General features: G+C 63.1%; 21 protein-coding genes. 8 read left to right on the top strand and 13 right to left on the bottom strand.

All coding sequences use genetic code 11. The features are described 5' to 3' along the window. The first annotated feature begins 117 nt into the window (after positions 1–117). Together H0241_RS05740 and H0241_RS05735 are read left to right on the top strand one after the other, a co-directional pair. The gene (locus tag H0241_RS05740) at positions 118–2397 is read left to right on the top strand and encodes an NADP-dependent malic enzyme (RefSeq protein ID WP_181056446.1); all 2280 of its coding nucleotides are present in this window, start codon (positions 118–120) and stop codon (positions 2395–2397) included. 246 nt (positions 2398–2643) lie between these two features. Continuing rightward, positions 2644–3717: a sensor domain-containing diguanylate cyclase gene (locus H0241_RS05735; protein ID WP_181056445.1), complete on the top strand. Its 1074-nt coding sequence runs from the start codon at positions 2644–2646 to the stop codon at positions 3715–3717. A 98-nt stretch (positions 3718–3815) separates the two neighbouring features. Here H0241_RS05735 and H0241_RS05730 read toward each other — a convergent pair whose 3' ends face one another. From H0241_RS05730 to H0241_RS05720, 3 genes are all read right to left on the bottom strand, one after another. Next, positions 3816–4985, bottom strand: coding sequence for a porin (locus H0241_RS05730; RefSeq protein ID WP_181056444.1), 1170 nt, complete (start codon positions 4983–4985; stop codon positions 3816–3818). Positions 4986–5365: 380 nt separating this feature from the next. Continuing rightward, complete coding sequence (locus H0241_RS05725; protein ID WP_181056443.1) at positions 5366–6079, bottom strand: antitoxin Xre/MbcA/ParS-like domain-containing protein; 714 nt, start codon at positions 6077–6079, stop codon at positions 5366–5368. 259 nt (positions 6080–6338) lie between these two features. Further along, entirely contained in the window at positions 6339–7331 is a 993-nt protein-coding gene (locus tag H0241_RS05720) for an adenosine kinase (protein ID WP_181056442.1), read from the bottom strand. Positions 7332–7607: 276 nt separating this feature from the next. Here H0241_RS05720 and H0241_RS05715 point away from each other — a divergent pair, with 276 nt between their 5' ends. Both H0241_RS05715 and H0241_RS05710 read left to right on the top strand, forming a co-directional pair. After that, entirely contained in the window at positions 7608–8510 is a 903-nt protein-coding gene (locus H0241_RS05715) for a DMT family transporter (RefSeq protein WP_181056441.1), read from the top strand. A 198-nt stretch (positions 8511–8708) separates the two neighbouring features. After that, the gene (locus H0241_RS05710) at positions 8709–9410 is read left to right on the top strand and encodes a sulfate transporter family protein (RefSeq protein ID WP_181056440.1); all 702 of its coding nucleotides are present in this window, start codon (positions 8709–8711) and stop codon (positions 9408–9410) included. Between the two features lie 5 nt (positions 9411–9415). On the opposite strand, the gene H0241_RS05705 is transcribed toward H0241_RS05710, so the two are convergent. The 6 genes from H0241_RS05705 to H0241_RS05680 form a co-directional block, all read right to left on the bottom strand. Next, on the bottom strand, positions 9416–10414 hold the full coding sequence (locus tag H0241_RS05705; RefSeq protein ID WP_181056439.1) for a proline racemase family protein: 999 nt from the start codon (positions 10412–10414) through the stop codon (positions 9416–9418). Positions 10415–10426: 12 nt separating this feature from the next. Further along, a complete protein-coding gene (locus tag H0241_RS05700) occupies positions 10427–11230 on the bottom strand; it encodes an isocitrate lyase/PEP mutase family protein (RefSeq protein WP_181056438.1) in 804 nt (267 codons plus the stop codon). Positions 11231–11307: 77 nt separating this feature from the next. Next, positions 11308–12039: a hypothetical protein gene (locus H0241_RS05695; RefSeq protein WP_235984018.1), complete on the bottom strand. Its 732-nt coding sequence runs from the start codon at positions 12037–12039 to the stop codon at positions 11308–11310. A 203-nt stretch (positions 12040–12242) separates the two neighbouring features. After that, positions 12243–12902, bottom strand: coding sequence for an HAD family hydrolase (locus H0241_RS05690; protein WP_181056437.1), 660 nt, complete (start codon positions 12900–12902; stop codon positions 12243–12245). Then, positions 12903–13388, bottom strand: coding sequence for a dUTP diphosphatase (gene dut, locus H0241_RS05685; protein WP_181056436.1), 486 nt, complete (start codon positions 13386–13388; stop codon positions 12903–12905). A 358-nt stretch (positions 13389–13746) separates the two neighbouring features. Next, the gene (locus H0241_RS05680; protein WP_181056435.1) at positions 13747–14217 is read right to left on the bottom strand and encodes an Lrp/AsnC family transcriptional regulator; all 471 of its coding nucleotides are present in this window, start codon (positions 14215–14217) and stop codon (positions 13747–13749) included. Positions 14218–14332: 115 nt separating this feature from the next. On the opposite strand from H0241_RS05680, the gene H0241_RS05675 reads away from it, so the two are divergent. The 3 genes from H0241_RS05675 (at position 14333) to H0241_RS05665 (ending at position 17089) form a co-directional block, all read left to right on the top strand. Then, positions 14333–14587: a DUF6356 family protein gene (locus tag H0241_RS05675; protein ID WP_181056434.1), complete on the top strand. Its 255-nt coding sequence runs from the start codon at positions 14333–14335 to the stop codon at positions 14585–14587. 15 nt (positions 14588–14602) lie between these two features. Beyond that, positions 14603–15397 carry a class II glutamine amidotransferase gene (locus H0241_RS05670; RefSeq protein ID WP_181056433.1) on the top strand — a complete coding sequence of 265 codons (795 nt, stop codon included), beginning with the start codon at positions 14603–14605 and terminating at the stop codon, positions 15395–15397. Positions 15398–15715: 318 nt separating this feature from the next. Further along, complete coding sequence (locus H0241_RS05665) at positions 15716–17089, top strand: amidase (protein WP_181056432.1); 1374 nt, start codon at positions 15716–15718, stop codon at positions 17087–17089. Here the strand turns inward: H0241_RS05665 and H0241_RS05660 are convergent. Further along, the gene (locus H0241_RS05660; protein WP_181056431.1) at positions 17083–18156 is read right to left on the bottom strand and encodes an NAD(P)/FAD-dependent oxidoreductase; all 1074 of its coding nucleotides are present in this window, start codon (positions 18154–18156) and stop codon (positions 17083–17085) included. The genes H0241_RS05665 and H0241_RS05660 overlap by 7 nt on opposite strands. A gap of 140 nt (positions 18157–18296) precedes the next feature. Here H0241_RS05660 and H0241_RS05655 point away from each other — a divergent pair, with 140 nt between their 5' ends. Then, positions 18297–19889, top strand: coding sequence for a peptide chain release factor 3 (locus H0241_RS05655; RefSeq protein ID WP_181056430.1), 1593 nt, complete (start codon positions 18297–18299; stop codon positions 19887–19889). Between the two features lie 88 nt (positions 19890–19977). On the opposite strand, the gene H0241_RS05650 is transcribed toward H0241_RS05655, so the two are convergent. The 3 genes from H0241_RS05650 to H0241_RS05640 all read right to left on the bottom strand — a co-directional run bounded on the left by H0241_RS05650 (position 19978) and on the right by H0241_RS05640 (position 21441). Then, positions 19978–20448 carry a VOC family protein gene (locus H0241_RS05650; protein ID WP_181056429.1) on the bottom strand — a complete coding sequence of 157 codons (471 nt, stop codon included), beginning with the start codon at positions 20446–20448 and terminating at the stop codon, positions 19978–19980. Positions 20449–20486: 38 nt separating this feature from the next. Continuing rightward, positions 20487–21014: an SRPBCC family protein gene (locus H0241_RS05645; protein ID WP_328824623.1), complete on the bottom strand. Its 528-nt coding sequence runs from the start codon at positions 21012–21014 to the stop codon at positions 20487–20489. Positions 21015–21096: 82 nt separating this feature from the next. After that, positions 21097–21441 carry an ArsR/SmtB family transcription factor gene (locus H0241_RS05640; protein ID WP_181056428.1) on the bottom strand — a complete coding sequence of 115 codons (345 nt, stop codon included), beginning with the start codon at positions 21439–21441 and terminating at the stop codon, positions 21097–21099. Positions 21442–21469 lie beyond the last annotated feature (28 nt).

The following is a 21469-nucleotide window of genomic DNA, read 5'->3' as shown; positions in this document are numbered from 1 at the left end:
CTGCATGCATGAAGATCGCTTGGCGGTTTACAGCGGTGGCGTGTAGCCTTAATCCGGAAGGTCAAGAACACACACCCGTCTCAAGGGTGCGGCACCGGCGAGGAAATCAAGAGCATCATGGCCAAGAAAACCGAAAACAGCGGCCCGTCCGTCAGCGCCCAGGAGGCGCTGGAATTTCACGCCATGGGCCGCCCCGGCAAGCTGGAGGTCGTCGCCACCAAGCCGATGGCGACGCAGCGCGATTTGAGCCTCGCCTATTCGCCGGGCGTTGCGGTTCCCGTTCTGGCCATCGCCGAGGACCCCAGCCGCGCCTTCGACTACACGACACGCGGCAACATGGTCGCCGTCATTTCCAACGGCACCGCCATTCTCGGCCTCGGCAATCTCGGCGCGCTCGCCTCCAAGCCGGTGATGGAGGGCAAGGCGGTGCTGTTCAAGCGCTTCGCCGATGTCGATTCCATCGATCTCGAGGTCGACACCGAGGATGCCGACGAGTTCATCAATTGCGTGCGCTTCCTCGGGCCGTCCTTCGGTGGCATCAATCTTGAGGATATCAAGGCGCCGGAGTGCTTCATCATCGAGCAGCGCCTGCGCGAACTGATGGACATCCCGGTCTTCCACGACGACCAGCACGGCACCGCCATCATCTCCGCCGCCGGCCTGATCAACGCGCTGGAGGTCACCGGCCGCGACATGAAGACCACCAGGATGGTCTGCAATGGCGCCGGTGCTGCCGGCATCGCCTGTATCGAACTGATGAAGGCGATGGGTTTTGCCCCCGAGAACATCATCCTGTGCGATACCAAGGGCGTGGTCTATCAAGGCCGCACCGAGGGTATGAACCAGTGGAAGTCGGCGCATGCGGTCAAGACCGACACGCGCAGCCTGGCCGAGGCGCTTGATGGCGCCGATGTCTTCCTCGGCCTGTCGGCCAAGGGCGCGCTGACCACCAAGATGGTGCAGTCGATGGCCAAGAACCCGATCATCTTCGCCATGGCCAATCCCGACCCGGAAATCACGCCGGAAGAAGTGGCCGAGATCCGTACCGACGCCATCATGGCGACCGGGCGGTCTGATTATCCCAATCAGGTCAACAATGTGCTCGGCTTCCCCTACATCTTCCGCGGCGCGCTGGATGTCAGGGCCACCACCATCAATGACGACATGAAGATCGCTGCCGCCCGTGCGCTGGCCGAACTGGCGCGCAAGGACGTGCCTGACGACGTCGCCGCCGCCTATCAGGGCAATCGGCCGAAATTCGGCCCCAACTACATCATCCCGGTGCCGTTCGATCCGCGCCTGATCTCGGCCATCCCGCTCGCGGTGGCCAAGGCGGCGATGGAGTCCGGCGTCGCCCGCAAGCCGATCCTCGATCTCGACCGCTACGCGCAGGAGCTGTCCGCCCGCCGCGACCCGATCGCCTCGACCTTGCAGCGCATCTACGATCGAGTCCGCCGCCAGCCCAAGCGCATCGTCTTCGCCGAGGGCGAGGAAGAGCAGGTGATGCGCGCCGCTGTCTCCTATGTGAACCAGAAGCTCGGCACGGCAATCCTGCTCGGCCGCGACGACGTCATCAAGGAGAACGCCAGGCACGCCGGCATCGACTTGAACAAGCAAGGCATCGAGATCATCAATGCCCGGCTGTCGCGCCGAAACGGCATCTACACCGACTTTCTCTACGAGCGCATGCAGCGCAAGGGCTTCCTGTTTCGCGACTGCCAGCGCCTGATCAACAACGACCGCAACCATTTTGCCGCCTGCATGGTGGCGCTGGGCGACGCCGACGGCATCGTCACCGGTGTCACCCGTAACTATTCCACCGCGCTCGACGACATCCGCCGCATCATCGACGCCAAGCCCGGCCACCGCGTCATCGGCGTGTCGATCGTCCTGGCGCGGGGTAAAACGGTCCTCGTCGCCGACACCGCCGTGCACGACATGCCCAATGCCGAGCAGATTGCCGACATCGCCGAAGAAGCCGCAGGCTTCGCCCGCCGCATGGGTTACGAGCCGCGGCTAGCCATGCTTGCCTATTCCACCTTCGGCCATCCGCAGGGCGAACGCTCCGAGCGGGTGCAGGAAGCAGTGCGCATCCTGGACAAACGCCGGGTCGATTTCGAGTATGATGGCGAGATGGCCGCCGACGTCGCGCTCAATGCGCGGGCCATGGCGCAATATCCGTTCATCAGGCTCACCGGCCCGGCCAATGTGCTGATCATGCCGGCATTCCACTCGGCCTCGATCTCGACCAAGATGCTGCAGGAACTCGGCGGCTCCACCGTCATCGGCCCGCTGCTGGTCGGCCTGAACAAACCGGTGCAGATCGTCTCGCTCAACGCCAAGGATTCCGACATCGTCAACATGGCTGCGATCGCGGCCTACACGGCGGGGACTTGAGGAAAACCGTTCGAAACTAATATTCAGCTATCACAAGGGACCAAAGTGCCGAACGAAAAGGCAATCACTCCAATGGCCCGGATTCGGGGTTCGGCCGTGGGAGCAGTCATAGGAGCCACGTGGCCCGTCCGCGTTGAATTTCAGCCCATAAGAGATTGATAATATTCAGCTGATATAGGAAGCCTCTTGCCGACTTGCCGTAACGGCATCTGCGGCGCGCTCAGACCGCGAACTGGGGGTGCGGGCATGAAGCATCATGGGGTTTCGATATCCGGGGTCGGCCAGGGGGTCTACCACGACGAGCGGCTGGATGCGCTGCTCAGCATCACCGGCCGCATGGATGGTTATCTGTACCGTTGCCGTAACGATGCGTCCTATACCATGCTCTACATCAGCGACGGCATTTTCACTGTCAGCGGCTATCGGCCGAGTGACTTCATCCACAATGCGGTACGCGACTACGTCTCGGCCATCCACCCGGATGACCTCGCGGTTGTCTATAACGCCGTCGATCGGGCGATCGAGGCGCGCTGCAACTGGAATGTCGACTACCGCATCGTGCCCCAGGTCGGCGAACCGCTCTGGGTCCGCGAGATCGGCGGTGGCGTCTGGGATGACGCCGGCGAGCTCGAATTCCTAGAGGGTTTCGTCGTTGACATCAGCGACCGCAAGGTCGTCGAAGACCTCAATGCCCAGCTGCTGCTCGACCTCAAGGCCGCCAACGAGGAGCTGTCGGCGCAAAAGCGCGAGATCGAGCTGGCCAAGCAACAGAGCGATCATTCGGCCAACCACGATCTGCTGACCGACCTGCCGAACCGGCGCGCCTTCCACAACGAACTCAAATCGGTGATCGACCGTTGCGCCGGCACCGGCGATGCAGCCGGTCTTCTGTTCATCGACCTCGACCGGTTCAAGCAGGTCAACGACACGCTCGGCCACGAGGCTGGCGATGCGCTGCTGCAGCGCGTATCGGACAAGCTGCGCACCATCCTGCGCAGCGCCGATTTCGTGGCGCGGCTCGGCGGTGACGAGTTTGCCTTCCTGTTTTCGGGGAACGCGGAGCAGGCCAGGGAGAAGGCCGTGCGCGTGGCGGAGCGCGTGCTGGAGCGGCTGCGCATCAAGGTTCCCGCTCCGGGTGGCGACATCCATGTCGGCTGCACCGTCGGCGTTGCGATCTATCCGACGGAGGCTGCCGATCCGGACGCGCTGGTCGCGCTCGCCGACCGGCTCATGTACATCGGCAAGAAAAACGGTCGTGACCGGCTGGTCACCACCGACGCTTTGGGGTCCGAAGCCGGCGAGCTTCGCCAGTCCGCCTGAGCGAAGCGCTCATCGCGACGACACAGCAACGCCCGGTGCTCGAATGAAAAAGGCCCGCAGCGTGCGCTGCGGGCCTTTTTCAAGATGGATCGGATCGATCAGAACGAGCGCTGGAAGCGGAGGATGCCGCCAAGGCTGCTCTTCTTGTTGGCCTTGGTCCAGTTGTTGAAGTCAGCGTCGCCGAATTTTCCGGCATTGAGGTAATCGACTTCAGCCGTGACGGTAAAGCCAGGCACGACGGTATAGGCAACGTTAGCGGCGACGCCGAGGTTCTTCCAGTCGTCGTAAGAGACCTGGGCGTTGAACGCAGTCTTTTCGTTGAACTTGTAGGTGCCGCCACCCCAGATTGCCCAGTTGCCACCCCACTGCTTGTAGAAGCCGCGACCGCTGGCGTCGATGGCGTTGCCAGCATTGTCGGTGAGGTTGTCGTCCGTACCGTAGCCGCCCATCACGAAGAGCGAGAACTCCTTGCTGACATTGACGTCCAAACGGACCTTGCCCGCCACTTCCTCGTAGTTGCTGTCATAGGCGACGACGCCCGTGACCGCACCCCAGTCGCCCTTGTACTTCACGCCGCCGACGACATGCGGAACATAGCTGTCAATGGTGCCAACCGCGCCAGCGCCTTCTTCGAGAGAGACCACAGCGGAGAAGCCGTTGCCTGCGTCGAAGTAGTACTGAACGACGTTGCTCTCCTGCCCACCGTAGGGAACAAGCGTATCCTGGATAACGCTGCCGGCGTAGCCGATGAACGTATCGAAAGCCGTGTCGTCCTTACCGACGCGCAGGCCACCGAGCTGAATCCAAGCATAGCGCAGCGACAGCGACTTGTTACGACCCTGCCAGTCGTTCGCATTGGAAGCCGCTTGGTTGAGATAGTCGCCGCTGCTGTTGCCGAAATTGAAGCGGGTCTCGGTGAAGGTCTTCAAGGTGCCGAGTTCGGTTTCCTGGCCGGTCCAGGTCCTCAGCGTGAAGCGGGCGTTCTTGTAGAAGGTGTCCTGGCTGTCGCCGTCCTGATGGTCCGGTACGTTATTGACACCATCGAACGAGCCGACATCGCCGACACCGGCGTCATAGCGGATGTAGCCGCCGATGCGCAGGCAGGTTTCGGTGCCGGGGATGTAGAAATAGCCAGCGCCGTAGACATCGCAGATCTTGACGTATTCGGCCGGTTCCGGCTCGGCGACGACGACCGCGTCGGCGGCGCGCGCGCCCGAGACCGCGATCAGGGCCGCGGCGGAGCCGAGAAGAAGGCTCTTGATGTTCATTTTCTTGAATCTCCAGTCAAAGGTTCAAAATCAGGTCGGACATGACTCTAAGGCCTGCCGATACACCCCATACTGAAAGCCGCGCATCGCGCCGTGCTCTCGCCTTCGACATGGCCTAAGCAGCGGCGGCGATCAACAGAGATTGTGTCTGAAACGCAGCTTTTGGACTCTTCGAAAAGTATTGTTGCGCAATTATCACGTCATATATTTGACAATATGGCACAAATGGCACAAGCTGTACATAAGAGACGGGGATATATGAGGATATATGGCAAATAACGCGGTTCGAATTCGATTATGACTGTTTTGTGAAATCTATTTACCTGGCTTAGTAGTGCCAAAGGCACGAACAGCCGATCGTTCTCGATCGAGGTGGAAAATCAGGTCGTCGCAAATCCGCGTGCGGCCAGAACGACTTCCTGCACCATGTCGTGCTTAAGCATCTCGATCGGAACGCGGCCGCCAAGTTCCGGCGCGGCGCGGTTTAGCCAGAACCAGGCAAGCCTTGGATTTGCGATCGCCGACAGCACATCGTTGATCCCGGCAGCCGGCCTGCCGTCGACGAACTGCGCCAGCGGGAAGACATGCTTGCGGCCGCCCTTGCGCAGCGCAATGACCTCGTTGCGCCTTTGCCAACGATGCAGCGTCGAGCGCGGGATGCGGAACTTCTCCTCCAGATAGGTCGACCCGGCGACCTCGCCGGCCCAGTCCTCGATCAGCATCGACTGAAGCATCCGCTCCCTGGGCAGGAGAGAGGCGGGCTTGTCTGAATCGTCTGCGGGAGCCGGCTCGTTAACCACGGCAACATTGCGGGTCGTCGTGCCTTGGCGCGTCGCCTTTTCCGCCATCGACTGGACGAATTCGGTGGCGAGCGCAGTCCATTCGCCTCTGAAGGTCTCGATGGCGAGCCGCTGTGTCTGCGAAAGGAAGGTCAGGGCGGCGGCGACGCTGCCGGCAATGGCACCGGCCGAAGCCAATGCCTGCGGGTCCATGGCCATGCCGTGCTGGACCAGAGCCTGCTGCACCGCCTCGGCCACGAGGCCTGCCAGGGCCTCCTGCGAGATTCCGTCCGTCGGGTTCTGAAATCTGGTCATACATCTGTCTTGCTGGCCACGCACGCTCCTCCCAGGCTGTGGCCGGTTCGTTGAACGGCTATAGCGGAGAGCTGAAAGCGCAGCGGCAACAGACGCAGCGACCCGAGAGGTAGCTGTCTTGCATTTGGACACCCCAACTGACTTCCGGCGTCCCGAATGTCAGCCGCGGAACGCCCTACTTTGCGTGTAGGTGTGCTCCATGACAGGCGCACGACAGATGGCGTCGTTTGACGCCTCGTCAGGGGTGACGCAAGCGGGACTACAGCAGCCCTGCCAGTTGGGCAGCGCTGCGCAGGTTCTGCCGCGGTCGCGGCCCGAGCTGCTGGATCACCAGCCCGGCGGCCAGCGAGCCGAGATCGCCGCAATCCTTCAGGCTGCGTCCCGTCGTGTAGCCGTAGAGGAAGCCGGCGGCATAGAGGTCGCCGGCGCCGGTGGTGTCGACCAGTTCGCGGATCGTCGTCGCTTGAATGGTGACGGTCTCGTCACCGCGCACGATCACCGAGCCCTTTTCAGAGCGGGTGACGGCGGCAATCTTGCAGTCCTTGCGGATAGCCTCCAGCGCCTCGTCGAAGGATTTGGTCTGGTAGAGCGACTTGATCTCGTGGCTGTTGGCAAAGACGATGTCGACAGTGCCGGAGCGCATCAGCTCGAGGAATTCGTCGCGGTAGCGGTCGACGCAAAACGAATCCGACAGCGTCATCGACACTTCGCGTCCGGACTCGTGTGCGAGCTTCGCCGTCTGCCGGATCGCCTCCTTGGCGCGCGGCGGGTCCCACAGATAGCCCTCGAAATAGGTCACCTTGGCGCCGGATGCCTTGTCGGCCTCGACGTCTTCCGGGCCGAGTTCGACGCAGGCGCCGAGATAGGTGTTCATCGAACGCTCGCCGTCGGGGGTGACGAAGATCATCGAGCGCGCCGTCGGCGGCTGGCCTTCGAGCGGCTTGGTGTCGAAGGCAACGCCCTGGGCATGGATGTCGTGGGCATAGATATCGCCGAGCGGATCGTTCGAAACCTTGCCGAAGAAGGCGGCGCGGCCGCCGAAGCTGGCGACGCCCGCCGCCGTGTTGCCGGCGCTGCCGCCGGACGCTTCGATCGCCGGGCCCATGCGGCTGTAGAGCAGCTCGGCGCGCTTGGTGTCGATGAGGTTCATCGCACCCTTGATGATGCCGTTGGTTTCGAGAAAAGCGTCGTCGCACTGGGCGATGATGTCGACAATGGCATTGCCGATGCAAAGCACGTCATAATCCGGCATCAATGTCTCCGCCTTGGAACCTGCCGGCTTTCTGCCACGCCGGCCGGGCGCGGGTCTAGCGAGTCGGAGCCGCTTTGCCTACCCCGAAAATCGGCATCGCCTTCCGCCAAGCCGGCTTCTTGTCGGCTGCGATGCTTGGGGCTGCTGCAGCCATCGCATCGAACTGGCCCATATCGGGCGCGACGATGACGGCTATGGTTGCATCGCGATCGAAACATTTCCGCCTCGCCGTGAGCTAGAAGCGGGTCCGATCAATTGTGAAAGTGCGAACGAGCAATGCCCGCAAAGCCCGACATGACCACCGAACTGGCCCTGCTCGGCGTGCTGGCTGTGCTGTGGGGTGCGTCCTACTCCTTCATCAAGGTCGGCGTCGAGACGATCCCGCCGGTGACCTTCATCGCAGGGCGGACTTTGATCGCCGGCGGCATCCTGCTGGCGTTCATCCGCTGGCGCGGCCTCGCCATGCCGCGGGATGCGGTGACCTGGCGCCGGTTCATGTTCCAGGCCTGCCTGAACAGCGTCGTGCCGTTCACGCTCATTGCCGCCGCCGAACGCTCCATCGATGCCGGCCTTGCCACCATCCTCAACGCGACCTCGCCGATCTTCACCTTTCTGCTGACGGCGCTGATCACCCGCCACGAGCCGGTGACGCTGCGCAAGGTGTTCGGCGTCGGCGCGGGCATTGCGGGCATTTGCCTGATCGTCGGCACCCAAGCGCTTGGCGGGCTCGGCCATCAATTGTGGGCGCAGCTTGCCGTTGTCGCTGCCACCGTCTGCTATGCCGGTGCCGCCATTTTCGGCCGCGGCTTTCGGGGACTCGACCCGATGCTGCCGGCCGCCGGCTCGATGCTGTGCGGCGCGGTCATTCTCGTCCCCTTGAGCCTGGTTTTCGACCGCCCCTGGACGCTGTCGCCGTCGACGGCTTCGATGCTGGCCTTGCTGGCCTTGTCGGTGTTTTCGACGGCGCTGGCCTTCTGCATCTTCTTCCGCCTCATTCACACGCTGGGTTCGGTCGGCACCACCTCGCAGGCCTATCTGCGCGTGCCGATCGGCGTCGGCATCGGTGTCCTGTTCCTCGGCGAAAGCCTTGGACCGACGGCGTTCTGGGGCATGGGCTGCGTCGTCGCAGGCGTCGCGGCGATGACCATTCCCGCCCGCTCGCGCGTGCTGGCGCGCTAGAGCGGCTCACCGTTCACGGAAACGGTGAACCGCTCTATCTCATTGTTTTGACGCAATTCCGGACGGAAAACCGTTCACACTTTTCCTGGAATTGCTCCAGTTCCGTCCGGAATTGCGTCCGCTCCAGGAGGCTTGCGACTGGCCGGGTCTCCGCCTATGTCGGAGATATCAGTTTGTTCCCCCGGGGGTGGAAACGCCGTGATCTCCAACGCTGCCCGCGCCGCCTTCAGCCGGCTGTTCTCTCCCGAATTCCGCTTGGTTTTCCTGAAGACGCTGGGCTTGACCGTGCTGGCGCTGGTTGCTCTGTGGTTCGCCCTGACCGGTCTTGTCGATTGGCTGGCACTGCCATGGGTTCACTCGCTGTTGCCCGGCCTGCCATCCTGGGCCGGATGGCTGAGTGGCATCATCGCGGCAATCGCTCTTGCCTTCGGGATGGCGCTGCTGATCGCACCGGTTACGGCGATCATCGCCGGCCTCTTCCTCGATGATGTCGCCGAAGTGGTCGAGCGCACCGACTATCCCGCCGATCCGGTCGGACGCGCCATGCCGGCGCTACGCTCGCTGGTGCTGTCGGTGAAATTCTTCGGCGTCGTCATCCTGGGCAACATCGTCGCCCTGCTGCTTCTGCTGGTTCCGGGCGTCAACATCGCCGCCTTCTTCATCGTCAACGGCTATCTGCTCGGGCGCGAATTCTTCGAATTCGCCGCCATGCGCTTTCGCCCGGAGGACGAGGCAAGGGCGTTGCGCAGGAAATATGCCGGCACTGTGTTCCTGGCCGGCCTGCTCATCGCCGCCTTCCTCGCCGTACCGCTGCTCAACCTTTTGACGCCGCTCTTCGCCGCCGCCATGATGGTCCATCTGCACAAGGCGATCGGCGCGCGGGAGAGCGCCAGGAGATAGGCCTTTCAACGCAGAAGAAAACCGCGTCCCAATTCGTCATCCGGCTCGACGGTGAACTCTGCCCGGCCCGAATAGTAGGCGCGGCCACCGACGCGGGCGATGATCGCATCATGCGCGCCAGCCATGGTCGTGCGCGCCACCGCGCCGGAGAAGCGCGAGCCGGCGATGCTTTCGAAAGTCCGCTCCTGACCAAGGTCGATCCCGCCCTTGGCATACATCGCCGCCAGCCGCGCGGTGACACCGGAGCCGGTCGGCGAACGGTCGACCTCGGCATCGGCAAAGACGCAGATGTTCTTCGTCGCCTCGCCGGAAAATCCATCCCGTCCGTCAGTCAGGATGGTGCCGTAAAGAAAAGCGAGATCGGCATGGTCGGGATGTGAAAGCGGGAACTCCGCCTTCAGCCGCTCGGTCAGCGCGGTTGCCGCGTCGACGAAATCGCGCACGCGGCTGCGGCCGAATTCCAGGCCGAACTGATGGCAGTCGGCCAGCGCATAGAAGGCGCCGCCATAGGCAATGTCGAAGGCAATCTTGCCGTATCCCGTCAATTCGATCTGTTGGTCGCGGGCAAACAGGAACGCCGGCACGCTCTCGAACGACACCGAGCCCGCTTTACCGTCCCTGACCTCCACCGAAGCGACAACCAGACCGCACAGCGCCTCGATGTTGACGGTTGTTATTGGCTCCTGTTTCGCCACCAGACCTTCGTCAACGGCATAGCGGCCAAGCGCGATGATGGCGTGGCCGCACATGGTCGAATAGCCCTCATTGTGCATGAACAGCACGGCGAGGTCGGCGCCCGGCAGATCGGGCTCCACCAGCAGCGCGCCATACATGTCGTAATGGCCGCGCGGCTCGAAGATCAGCAGCTTGCGCAAATGGTCGAGATGGTCGCGCACATAGGCGCGCTTCTCCAGGATCGTACCCTTGGGGATCTCAGGATAACCGCCGGTGACGATCCTGAGCGGCTCGCCGCCGGTGTGCATGTCGACGACGGTGAGTGTCATGCGCTGGACCCCTTAGGCTGAGGATTTGGAAAACAGCGCCTGCAGCTTGCCGAACGGCATGGCGGCGCGGGTGAAGCCGAACGTGCCGTCCTGCTGGATTTCGCGCGCCGCCGTCTCCAGCATGCCGAAGGCGAAATTGGTCAGCCACGGGCCGAGCGAGATGCGCTTGACCCCGGCCATGGCGAGGTCGGCGATGGTGAAACCCGGCAGCGCCATGACATTGACCGGCCTGCTCACCGCCGAGCAGACTTTCTGGATCGTTTCGACATCGTTGAGGCCAGGTGCATAGAGGACGTCCGCACCGGCCTTCTCGAAGGCCTGCAGCCGCTTTATCGTGTCGTCGAGGTCCGGCTTGCCCCACAGGAAATTCTCGGCCCGTGCGGTGAAGACGAAATCGTGCTTGAGCGCCCGCGCCGCCTCCGCTGCCGCGGCGACGCGCTCGACGGCATGCGCAAAATCGTAGATCGGCTTGTCCGGATCGCCGGTATGGTCCTCGATCGAGCAGCCGGCGAGACCTGCCGCTTCGGCCGCAAAAACCGTCTCGGCGGCACTCGTCGCACTGTCGCCCTTGCCCTTCTCGAGATCGGCCGAGACCGGCAGGCTGGTTGCCGCCGTCAGCTCGCGGCAATGGTGGATCATCGCCTCGAACGTCACAGCGCCATCGGGCAGGCCGCGCGAAAAGGCAAAGCCGGCGCTGGTTGTCGCCAGCGCCTTGAAGCCGAAGGACGCCAGAAGCTTGGTCGTGCCGACGTCCCATGGATTGGGCATGACGAACGTCGAGGCGTGCAGGTCGCGAAAGATCTTGCCCTTGTCCATGGTGCTTCCCTTCATGTGCGGAAATGTCTGCGGATTCTATCGTGCCGATTTGCACCGGGCAAACGAATGCGGTTGGCTCAGAAGCGTTTGGCGTTCTCTCCTGCCAATTTGTCCAGCGCGTCGGAATCCTTGACGTAATGCGACGCCTTCTCGTCCCAGTGATAGGTGACGGAAATCGCGTGAGATTCAGGCTTGGGCGGTTGCTCGTCGCAACTTTCACCGCTCGGCACTGTGGCATCGGTCACAGTCACCTTGATCGCAGCATAAGGCCGGTCGTCAGCGATCGTCTGGAAAGCCACATCCTGCTTGCGGCTGTAGGCGCAGAGGTTCTCGTCGAACGTGTAGATCATGTCGATCAGTTCGAACTTGTCGTCGCGCACCATGATCAGCGGCGTGATCACATAGCCCTGGCTTGAATTGAAATGCGTGCTCATGGTGACGAGGACATCGTCGCCGGCGCTGACGGGAAGTTTGCCCGGCTCGCGGAAATAGGTACTGCGGTCGACCGCTACATTGACGGCGTCGAGTAGCTTAGGCTTTTCGGTGATGTCGTACAGCGCGAGCACCGCATAGCCCTCGGCGCTATCGGGCGAGTCGCCGAGATCGTAAAGCATCGCCAGCCGGTCCTTGTCGCCGGCCTTGACGGCTAGAACGCCGGCGTTGGAGAGGCCCGATGTATCGGGTGGCGAACCGCCGCCATCCGGTCCCTCGATATGGCGCATCTCGATCGGCAACCCGCCCTTGTAGAAGCCGTCACCGTCGCCCGCGAGGTCGGGAATGACCATCCTGGCGAGGTCGAGATAGGTCACATCCGTGTGGCCGCGGATGGTGCTGCCGAACTCCGGAAAAGCTGACGGCCTGTGCGCCGGCTGAGGTCCACAGCCACGGCAGCAGCACGAGCGCTAGGGCGAGGCGAAACGGAATGGATCTCATAAGCGGGGGCCGCCTCTGGCTGTAGAGCGCGCGGAAGCTAGCACGGACGATTGGTCTGTGCAGCCCGTATGAAATCAGGTCAGAGGATCGGCACCAGCCCTGCCAGTTCGCGCATGTCGTCGAACAATATGCCGCCGGCGTCGGTCAGCCCATCGCGGTCGGAATAGGGGTCGCCATGATAGGAGTAGACGCGCATGCCGGCAGCAATGCCGGCCTGTGTTCCGGCAACGCTGTCTTCGATGACGATGCAGTCGGCGGGCGCAAAACCCATGGTCTTTGCCGCATGCAGGAACAGGTCCGGAAAAGGCTTGCCGCGGCTGACCATGGTTGCGGAAAACATCGCATGCTCGAACAACGGCAGCAGCCCGGTCTGACCGAGCGTGATGTGCATCTTCGAAATGCGTGCCGACGTGGCGACGCAATAGGCGATGCCGGCCGCGCGCACGGCTTCAATGAAGTCGCGAACATAAGGGATCGCTTCGACGCCGTGCGAGAACAAATCCGGCAGGCCGGCGTTCCAGCGATCGACGAAATCGGCGCCGAGCCGGACGTCGGTCGCCGCTTCGATCTCCTTCTGCACCGAAACCATGCTGCGGCCGGAGAAATGCTTGCGGCAATATTCGAAGGTGGTGGGATAGCCCGCCGCGCTCAGCCACTCGGCGAGCCGCCGGTTGGCAAGGTTCTCGGTGTCGACGAGAATCCCGTCGCAGTCGAAGATAACCAGTTTGGGTATTCTCATTCAGGCGGTGCCGGTCGATCCGAACCCGCCGGAGCCGCGCGTCGTTGCGCCGGCCAGGCTGCGCTCCTCGACCGTCGCCTGCGTCACCGTGGCAAAGACGATCTGGGCAATGCGCATGCCGCGCGTCACCGCGAAATCCTCGTCGCCAAGATTGACCAGCAGCACCTTGACCTCGCCGCGATAATCGCTGTCGACCGTGCCTGGGGAATTGAGGACGGTCAGCCCGTGTTTGAAGGCAAGGCCGGAGCGTGGCCGCACCTGGCCTTCCATCCCCTCGGGTATCTCCAGGATCAGCCCGGTCGGCACCAAGGCGCGTTTTCCCGGCAGGATCAGCAGCGGCCGGTCATCCGGCACTGCGGCGCGCAAATCCATGCCGGCGGCGCCGGTGCTTTCATAGGCGGGGAGGGGAAGTCCTTCACCATGCGGCAACCTGACGAAGCCGACAGTGGGACCAATGACGGAGGAATTTTGGAGGGCTGCGCGCATAAAATCGATCCTATCGGCGCGAACGGCGATTCGGTCAACTCGCCCGCCCCGCTATCAACGCCTTTCTTTGCGGCGTCACGATGACCCTGCCGCCCAACGTGCGTGCTTTGCGATTGGCGAAGGCACAACCAGGTTCGTCATCCACGGGCGAAGCAAGGAGCGAAGCGACGCGGCGCAGACCGAGGATCCATGCCGGGGCACATGAGCGTTGCAACGGTGCAGGATTCTGCGCCGCTGCTCTCCACGGCCAAGGTCGCGGCATGGATCCCAGGGTCTCCGCGACGGAGCTTCGCTCCTGCGCCGCCCAGGGATGACGAAGCTGAGAGGCCGCGGCCAATCTCGAACGCAGCGATACTGCCTAGCGCAGTTCCACGGGCACGACCGTCGTTTCCTTGATCTCTTCCATGACGAAGGAGGCCGAGACGTCCGACAGCGCCACCTTGGCGATCAGCCGCTGGTAGAGCCGATCATAGGCTTTCACATCGGCGACGCGGGCGCGCAGCACATAGTCGAGGTCGCCGGACATGCGGTAGACCCCGGTGATCTCGGGAAAGCCGGTCACCGCCGCCCGAAACTTCTGCAGCCAGTCCGGATCGTGGTTGGAGGTGCGGATCAGGATAAACACCGAAAGCCCGAGCCCGAGCTTGTCGGCATCGACCAGCGCCACCCGGCCGGTGATGACGCCGTCCTCCTCCAGCCGCTTCACACGGCGCCAGCAGGCGTTGCGCGACAGCGACACTTTTTCGGAGAGCTGGTCGACCGACAGCGTGCCGTCGCGTTGCAGTTCGGCCAGCAATCTTCGGTCGATTTCATCGAATTCAAGCGCCATGTTGGGATGAATGTCTCGAACCACAGCGTTAGACAAGGACAATTTGAGACCGATGAACCTTTTCCCCGTGGCAGGATACCCAGCATCGGGGCTTATCCCGGCAGGAGGGATCACCATGACGACACGGCTTGCAGGGCTTTTCACCTCTCACCCGGCCAAGGTGGGCGAGACCTATTTCAGCCATATGGCTTTTGCCGCGTGGTTCTGCTCGCGCCTGTCGATGGCAGCGGGTGCAGCACTCGTTCACGCTTTCTTGCCATTTCTCTTCGAGACTACCGCAAGCCGAATCGTTCGCGAACTCTATGAGCGGACGCACAACAGAGGCTCACACGCGACCGAGGAGCCGTCGGCTCTTATGGATCGCGCCTAAGGAACGGTCAAAGCGATGTGCCGTTGGGCGGCCTATCTTGGTGAAGCGGTCTTCCTCGAAGACATCGTCACCGCGCCCTGTCACTCGCTGATTGCCCAGAGCCATTGCGCCCAGGAAGCCAAGTCGCCGACCAATGGCGACGGCTTCGGTCTCGCCTGGTATGGCGACCGGCCCGAGCCCGGCCTCTACCGCGACATTCTTCCGGCCTGGTCGGACCCCAATCTGAAAAGCCTGTGCCGGCAGATCAAATCCGGCCTGTTTCTCGCCCATGTGAGGGCATCGACCGGCGGTGCCACCAGCCGCATGAACTGCCATCCGTTCATCTCCGGCAACTGGTCGTTCATGCACAACGGCCAGATCGGCGGCTTCGAAAAAATCCGTCGTGCGCTGGAGAATTCGCTCTCCGACGCCGTCTTCGACCAGCGCGAAGGCACCACCGATTCCGAGCTGTTTTTCCTGCTTATGATCGACGAGGGTCTCACCGGCGACCCGCAAGGGGCAGTGTCGCGCGCCACCGCCCGCGTCATCGAGGCATCGCGCCGCGCCGGTCTGGAGCCGGCCTTGAAACTCACCGCTGCCTTTTCGGATGGTCGGGCGTTGTATGCCGTGCGCTATGCGAGCGACGCCCACGCGCCGACGCTCTACACTTCGGTTCGCAATGGCGGCCGTTGCATCGTTTCCGAACCCTTCGACCGCGAAGGCGGCGACTGGCAAGCCATCCCGCCGGCGAGTTTTGTTACCATTACTGGTGATGGCATGACGATTCGGCCGTTTGCGCCGGTTACGGCGCAGCTGGCGCTGGTCGGCTGAAGCATAAATCTTCAGGCTGCATTCCTTCGCGCCCCCCCTCTGTCCTGCCGGACATCTCCCCCACGAGGGGGGAGATTGGACGTCGCGCCGGCTTTCGCCAATCGCCGACGTGGAAAGAATGGCGCCGTCGGCAACGCTGCCAATCTCCCCACCCGTGGGGGAGATGTCCGGCAGGACAGAGGGGGGCGCCGTAGAGCGCCGGCTTCGATCGACCTAGCAAGCGCAATTCCGATCAAGCGCTCTCTGTCCTAGAAATGCTGAACTCACTTCAAGCCGCGCCTGCCATTTGGCGAAGGCGTCGCTGCCGGAGCATTCGTCATGGACCCCGTCTTCTCCTCGACCACCGACCTCGCCGCCGCAATCGCGGCGCGAAAAATCTCCGCCGCCGAAGCACTTGACGCGCATCTCGCCCAGATCGACCGGCACAACGAAGCGGTCAACGCAGTCGTCAATCTCGATCGGGAAGGCGCCTGCGAGCGCGCAAAAAAGGCCGACGCGGCGCAGGCGCGCGGCGATGCGCTCGGCCCACTGCATGGCGTGCCTTTCACTTTGAAGGACATGCACGAAACCGCAGGCGTGAAGACCACCGTCGGCTTCCCGCCATTCGCCGACTATGTGGCAAAAGCGGACAGCCCGGTCGTTGCCCGATTAAAGGCTGCCGGCGGCATTCTGATTGGCAAGACCAATGTCGCGACCATGCTGGGCGACTGGCAGTCGGACAATCCGCTGTTCGGCCATTCCAGCAATCCGTGGAATCTTGCGCGCACATCGGGTGGCTCCAGCGGCGGCGCCGCAGCAGCGGTGGCAACCGGCATGACGCCCTTCGATGTAGGCACCGACATGCAGGCTTCGATCCGCCTGCCGGCCAGCTTCTGCGGCGTCTATGGCTTGAAGCCGACCGAACACCGCGTCTCCCTGGCCGGCGCCTTTCCCGACCCCGCCGGCGTCGCGCGCAGCGTGCGGCTGATGTCCTGCCTCGGCCCGCTGGCTCGGTCCGTGGATGATCTGGCGCTGATCTACAAAATCATCGCCGGCCCGGATGGTGCCGACACTGACCTTGCACCGGTGCCGGTCGAGGCAGTGCCGAAAATCGACCTCAAATCGCTGCGCATCGCCGCCGCACCATCCTTTGCCGGCTTTCCAGTGGCTGGCGACATAGCTGCCGCTGTCGACTCTCTGGCGAAGCAGCTTCAGGCGGCAGGTTCGACCGTCGAGCCGGCAAAGCTGCCGAAGCTCGATCTTCATGACGATCTGGAGCAAGGCGGTGTGTTGATCGGCATGATGCTGGAGGCTGCGCAACCCGAACCGCCCGAAAACCCGACGCCGGTGTCGCGCTGGTTCGAGGCGCTCGCCCGTCGCGACAGCTCAATCCTCGCCTGGGACAGTTTCTTCGAAACCTGCGATGCCTTGCTGTGCCCGGTCGCCATGACCACGGCCTTCCCGCATTGCGAACCCGGCACGCCGATCGAGGTCGATGGCCAGGAGCAAAGCTACTGGATGCTGCCGGCCTATGGCGCGGTCTTCAACTATTCCGGCCACCCGGCGCTGTCCATACCCTTCGGACAGGACCGCGATGGTCTGCCCATCGGCCTGCAACTGGTCGGCGCGCGCTGGTCGGAGGCACGGCTGCTCGGTATCGCCAAGGCGATCGAAGCGCTGACCGGCGGCTTCAAGCGTCCGCCGGATTATTGAGCGAAGCGCTCCAGCCCATAGGGCGCCAGCAGCGGGTCGCGCTCGCCGTCGAGGATTTCGCGGGTGGCGAACAGTCCAACCGCCGGCGCCAGCGTGATGCCGGAATGCATGACCGCGATATAGAGACCGTCCATGCCTTCGGCGCGGCTGATAATCGGAAAGCCATCGATCGGCGTCGGCCTGTAGCCGACGGTGTGGAAATCAAGCTCCAGCCCGTCGGCGGCGCGCAAGGCTGCCTTCGCTGCCGCGAACAAGTCCCGCGCCGTGGCGTCGGGGTTGTCGCCGGGATCGCCGCCGGCGAAATCCGAGCCGGCGATGACGCGGCCCTCGGCGGTCTGGCGCATGTGCAGCTTTTCGGCGTGAACGAGCCCGTTGAGCAGCTTCTTGTATGGCCGCGAATGGACAATCAGGCCGGGCGGCGTCTCGATCGGCAGCTTGACACCGGCGGTAGCGGCAATATCGGTCGCCCCGACACCGGCTGCGATCACCACCTCATCGGCGGCAATCGTCTCACCCGAAACGATCACGCCGTTCACCTTGCCGTTGACCAGAGCGAGCCTGTCGACTGTGCCCGCAACCAGTCTCGCGCCACGCCGTTCGGCATCCGCCAGCAGCGCCTTGGCTGCCGCAACCGGTTCGGCCACGCCTTCTCCCGCGACATAAACCGCGAATTCAGGCGGCTCGACTAGATTGGGCTCGATCTGCGCCGCCCGCTTTGCGTCGACGCGCTCGATGCCGTAGCCCCATGAAGAATGTTCGGCCGCGTAGGCCTCGAGCCTGTCGGCCGGCAGATCCCAGCAAAGGCCGCCGCACCAGGCGAGCGGCAGTTCAGGCAATTCGTTTGCCAGCCGTTTCCATTCGGCCATGGCGCGGGTGCGCAGCCGGAAATAGATTTCCGGATTGCCCCAGCTCGCGTTGATCCAGGCAAAGGAATTGGGCGTGGAGATGCCGCCGGCGCCACTCTCCGAAACCACCGTCACCCTCACGCCGGCCTTCGTCAGGTGCCAGGCGATCGAGGCGCCAATAATGCCGGCGCCGATGACGATAATTTCTTTCGCGCTGCTCATACCGGACCTCTCAGAATGGGCTTCCCTGATGCCACCGCAGCGGGTCAAGCTCAAGGGCGGTCAGGGTCTACTGGCCCGAAACTGTCGACAGGCCGGGAAAGCGCTGCTAGAAGCCCGCGCCACAGACAGGATTCCACAAATTGGCAGAAGACATCGAACAGGCGGTATCGCGCCGCCGCACTTTCGCGATCATCGCGCACCCCGACGCCGGCAAAACCACGCTCACCGAAAAGCTGCTGCTGTTCGGCGGCGCCATCCAGCTTGCCGGCGAGGTCAAGGCCAAGAAGGACCGCATCCAGACCCGGTCCGACTGGATGAAGATCGAGCGCGAGCGCGGCATTTCGGTTGTCACCTCGGTGATGACCTTCGAGTATGAAGACAATGTCTTCAACCTGCTCGACACGCCCGGCCACGAAGATTTCGCCGACGATACCTACCGCACCCTGTCTGCGGTGGACTCGGCCGTCATGGTCATCGACGCCGCCAAGGGCATCGAGCCGCGCACGCTAAAACTGTTCGAAGTCTGCCGGCTGCGCGACATCCCGATCATCACCTTCATCAACAAGATGGACCGTGAAAGCCGCGACCCCTTCGAAATCCTCGACGAGATCGAGCAGAAGCTGGCGCTGGACACCGCGCCCATCACCTGGCCGATCGGCCGCGGCAAGACGTTTTCCGGCACCTATCACCTGGCGCTGAACGCTGTGCGCAAGGGCGACGCGGAGAAAGACCGCACACCGGTCAACGGTCCCGATTCCAACCGCGTCGCCGGCCTTTTGCCGGAAAACGAGCGCGAAGCCTTCATCGAGGAGCTGGAACTCGCGCGCGAAGCCTGCCGTCCGCTCGACATCGATTCCTTCCGCGAGGGCCACCTGACGCCGGTGTATTTCGGCTCGGCGCTGCGCAATTACGGTGTGCGCGACCTGATCGAGGCGCTCGGCGCCTTCGGCCCGCCGCCGCGCGCACAGGAGGCCGACACCCGCAAGGTCGAAGCGACCGAGGAGAAGATGACCTCCTTCGTCTTCAAGATCCAGGCCAACATGGACCCCAACCACCGCGACCGCATCGCTTTCGTGCGCGTCTGCTCGGGCAAGCTCGAGCGCGGCATGAAGGCCAAGCTGGTGCGCACCGGCAAGCCGATGAGCCTGTCGGCGCCGCAATTCTTCTTTGCCCGCACCCGCGTCACCGCTGACGAGGCGTTTGCCGGCGATGTCGTCGGCATTCCCAACCACGGCACGCTGCGCATCGGCGATACGCTGACCGAGGGCGAAGAAATCCTGTTCCGCGGCGTGCCGAATTTTGCTCCGGAAATCCTGCGCCGCGTCCGTCTCGGTGACGCGATGAAGGCCAAGAAACTCAAGGAAGCGCTGCACCAGATGGCCGAGGAAGGCGTCGTGCAGCTGTTTTCGCCGGAAGATGGCTCACCGGCCATTGTCGGCGTCGTCGGCGCCCTGCAGCTTGACGTGCTCAAGGAACGGCTGAATTTCGAATACACGCTGCCGGTCGAATTCGAGATGTCGCGCTTTTCGGTCTGCCGCTGGATCTCCGCCGACGACAAGGCCGAGACGCTTCGCTTCATCGAGGCGCATCGCGGCGACATTGCGCGTGACCTCGACAACGACCCGGTGTTTCTGGCTCAGCACGCTTTCTCGCTGAACTACGAAGCCGAACGCTGGAAAGCCATCCGCTTCGCCACGATCAAGGACTACCAGGTCCGCGACAAAGCAGCGTAAGGCGCTGCTTTTTTTCCTTCTCCCCGTTCACGGGGAGAAGGTGCCCGAAGGGCGGATGAGGGGCGGCGCCGACGCTGAAGGCTTCAACTCAGCCTTTGGCCGCCGCTTCGATCTTCGCAATATCGATCTTGCTCATCTGCATCATTGCCGACATCACTCGGCCGGCCTTGGCCCGGTCCGGATCCATAAGCAGGCGCGGCAGCTGCTCCGGCACCACCTGCCAGGAGACGCCGAATTTGTCCTTCAGCCAGCTGCATTGCGACGGTTCGCCGCCACCTTCGATGAGCTTATCCCAGAAATAGTCGACCTCTTCCTGCGTCTTGCAGTCGATCGACTGTGACATCGCCTCGTTGAACTTGAATTGTGGTCCGCCGTTGAGCGCTTGAAACTGCACACCGTCGAGTTCGAACGTGGTCACCAGCGCTTTGCCTGCATCTGCGTGACCCTCAGGCCAGCGCAGCACGCTCAGCACCTTCGAATTCTTGAAGATGGAGACGTAGAAATTCATCGCCTCTTCGGCCTGGTCGTCGAACCACAGGCAGGTGGTGATCTTTTGCATGTCGTGCTCCTCGTTTTCTCTTGGGGATGATGGAAGGGTCAGGCGGCGCCCTTTGCCGCGTCCTGAAGGGAAGCGAGATAGGAATCGAGCTGGGCGTAGCTCTCAGCCATGCCGCTGGTCATGCCGGTGCCGAGCGCGCCGTCACGCGCCGCCTGCGAGGCGTAAAGCACCGTTTGCGTCAGCAGGGTCTTTCCGGTCTGCTCGGCAAAGGTCACCGTTCCGACGGTCTCGCCACCGGTCCAGTCCTCATCGAACAGTTCGCTGGCGACGATCCGGCTTGGCCGCACGATCTCGCGATAGGCGCCGCTCATGCCCATGCTGCGACCGTCGCGGTGCTGCCAGACATAGCGGGTGGCACCGCCCACTCTGAGGTCGATTTCGCAGACCGCCAGCCGCCAGCCGTCGGGGCCGTGCAGCCAGCCTTTCAAAAGCTCCGGCACGGTCCAGCAGTCGAACACCATCGGCCGCGGCGCGTCGAAGATGCGGGTGATCTGGACTTCACGGTCGCTCGGCGTGGTTACGGTCAATGTCGCAACGGTCGAGCCGGGCAAGGTGATGGTGCTCACGATGGTCCTCCTGCGCTTGTCTGTTTGCCCAAGGACGTCCGGCCAACTGACGATCCGACACGGGCTTCTGATTTTCTTTCGGCTATTGGTCTGCCTCGCCGGGAGCCTTTTCGGCCTGCATGGCGCCCAGCAGCGCGTCGAGGCGCTGAAAATTGCCTTCCCAGATATTTCGGTAGCGCTCCAGCCAGTCATTGGCTTCGGCCAGCGGCCTCGCCTCCAGCCGGCAGGGCCGGCGCTGCGCGTCGCGGCCGCGCGAAATCAGCCCCGCGGCTTCCAGCACTTTCAGATGCTTGGAGATCGACGGCTGGCTCATCGCGAACGGTTCGGCCAGTTCCATCACTGAGGCTTCCCCCTGGATGAGCCGGGCAAGGATGGCGCGCCGGGTCGGATCGGCAAGCGCGGCAAAAGTGGCGTCCAGCTGGTTCATTTCATGTCCATAGCCAATGAGGTATATA

It is taken from the genome of Mesorhizobium neociceri (assembly GCF_013520985.1).
Lineage (GTDB): Bacteria > Pseudomonadota > Alphaproteobacteria > Rhizobiales > Rhizobiaceae > Mesorhizobium > Mesorhizobium neociceri.
The sequence above is the reverse complement of the archived record's forward strand: the minus strand, read 5'-3'. Positions and strand labels throughout refer to the sequence as shown.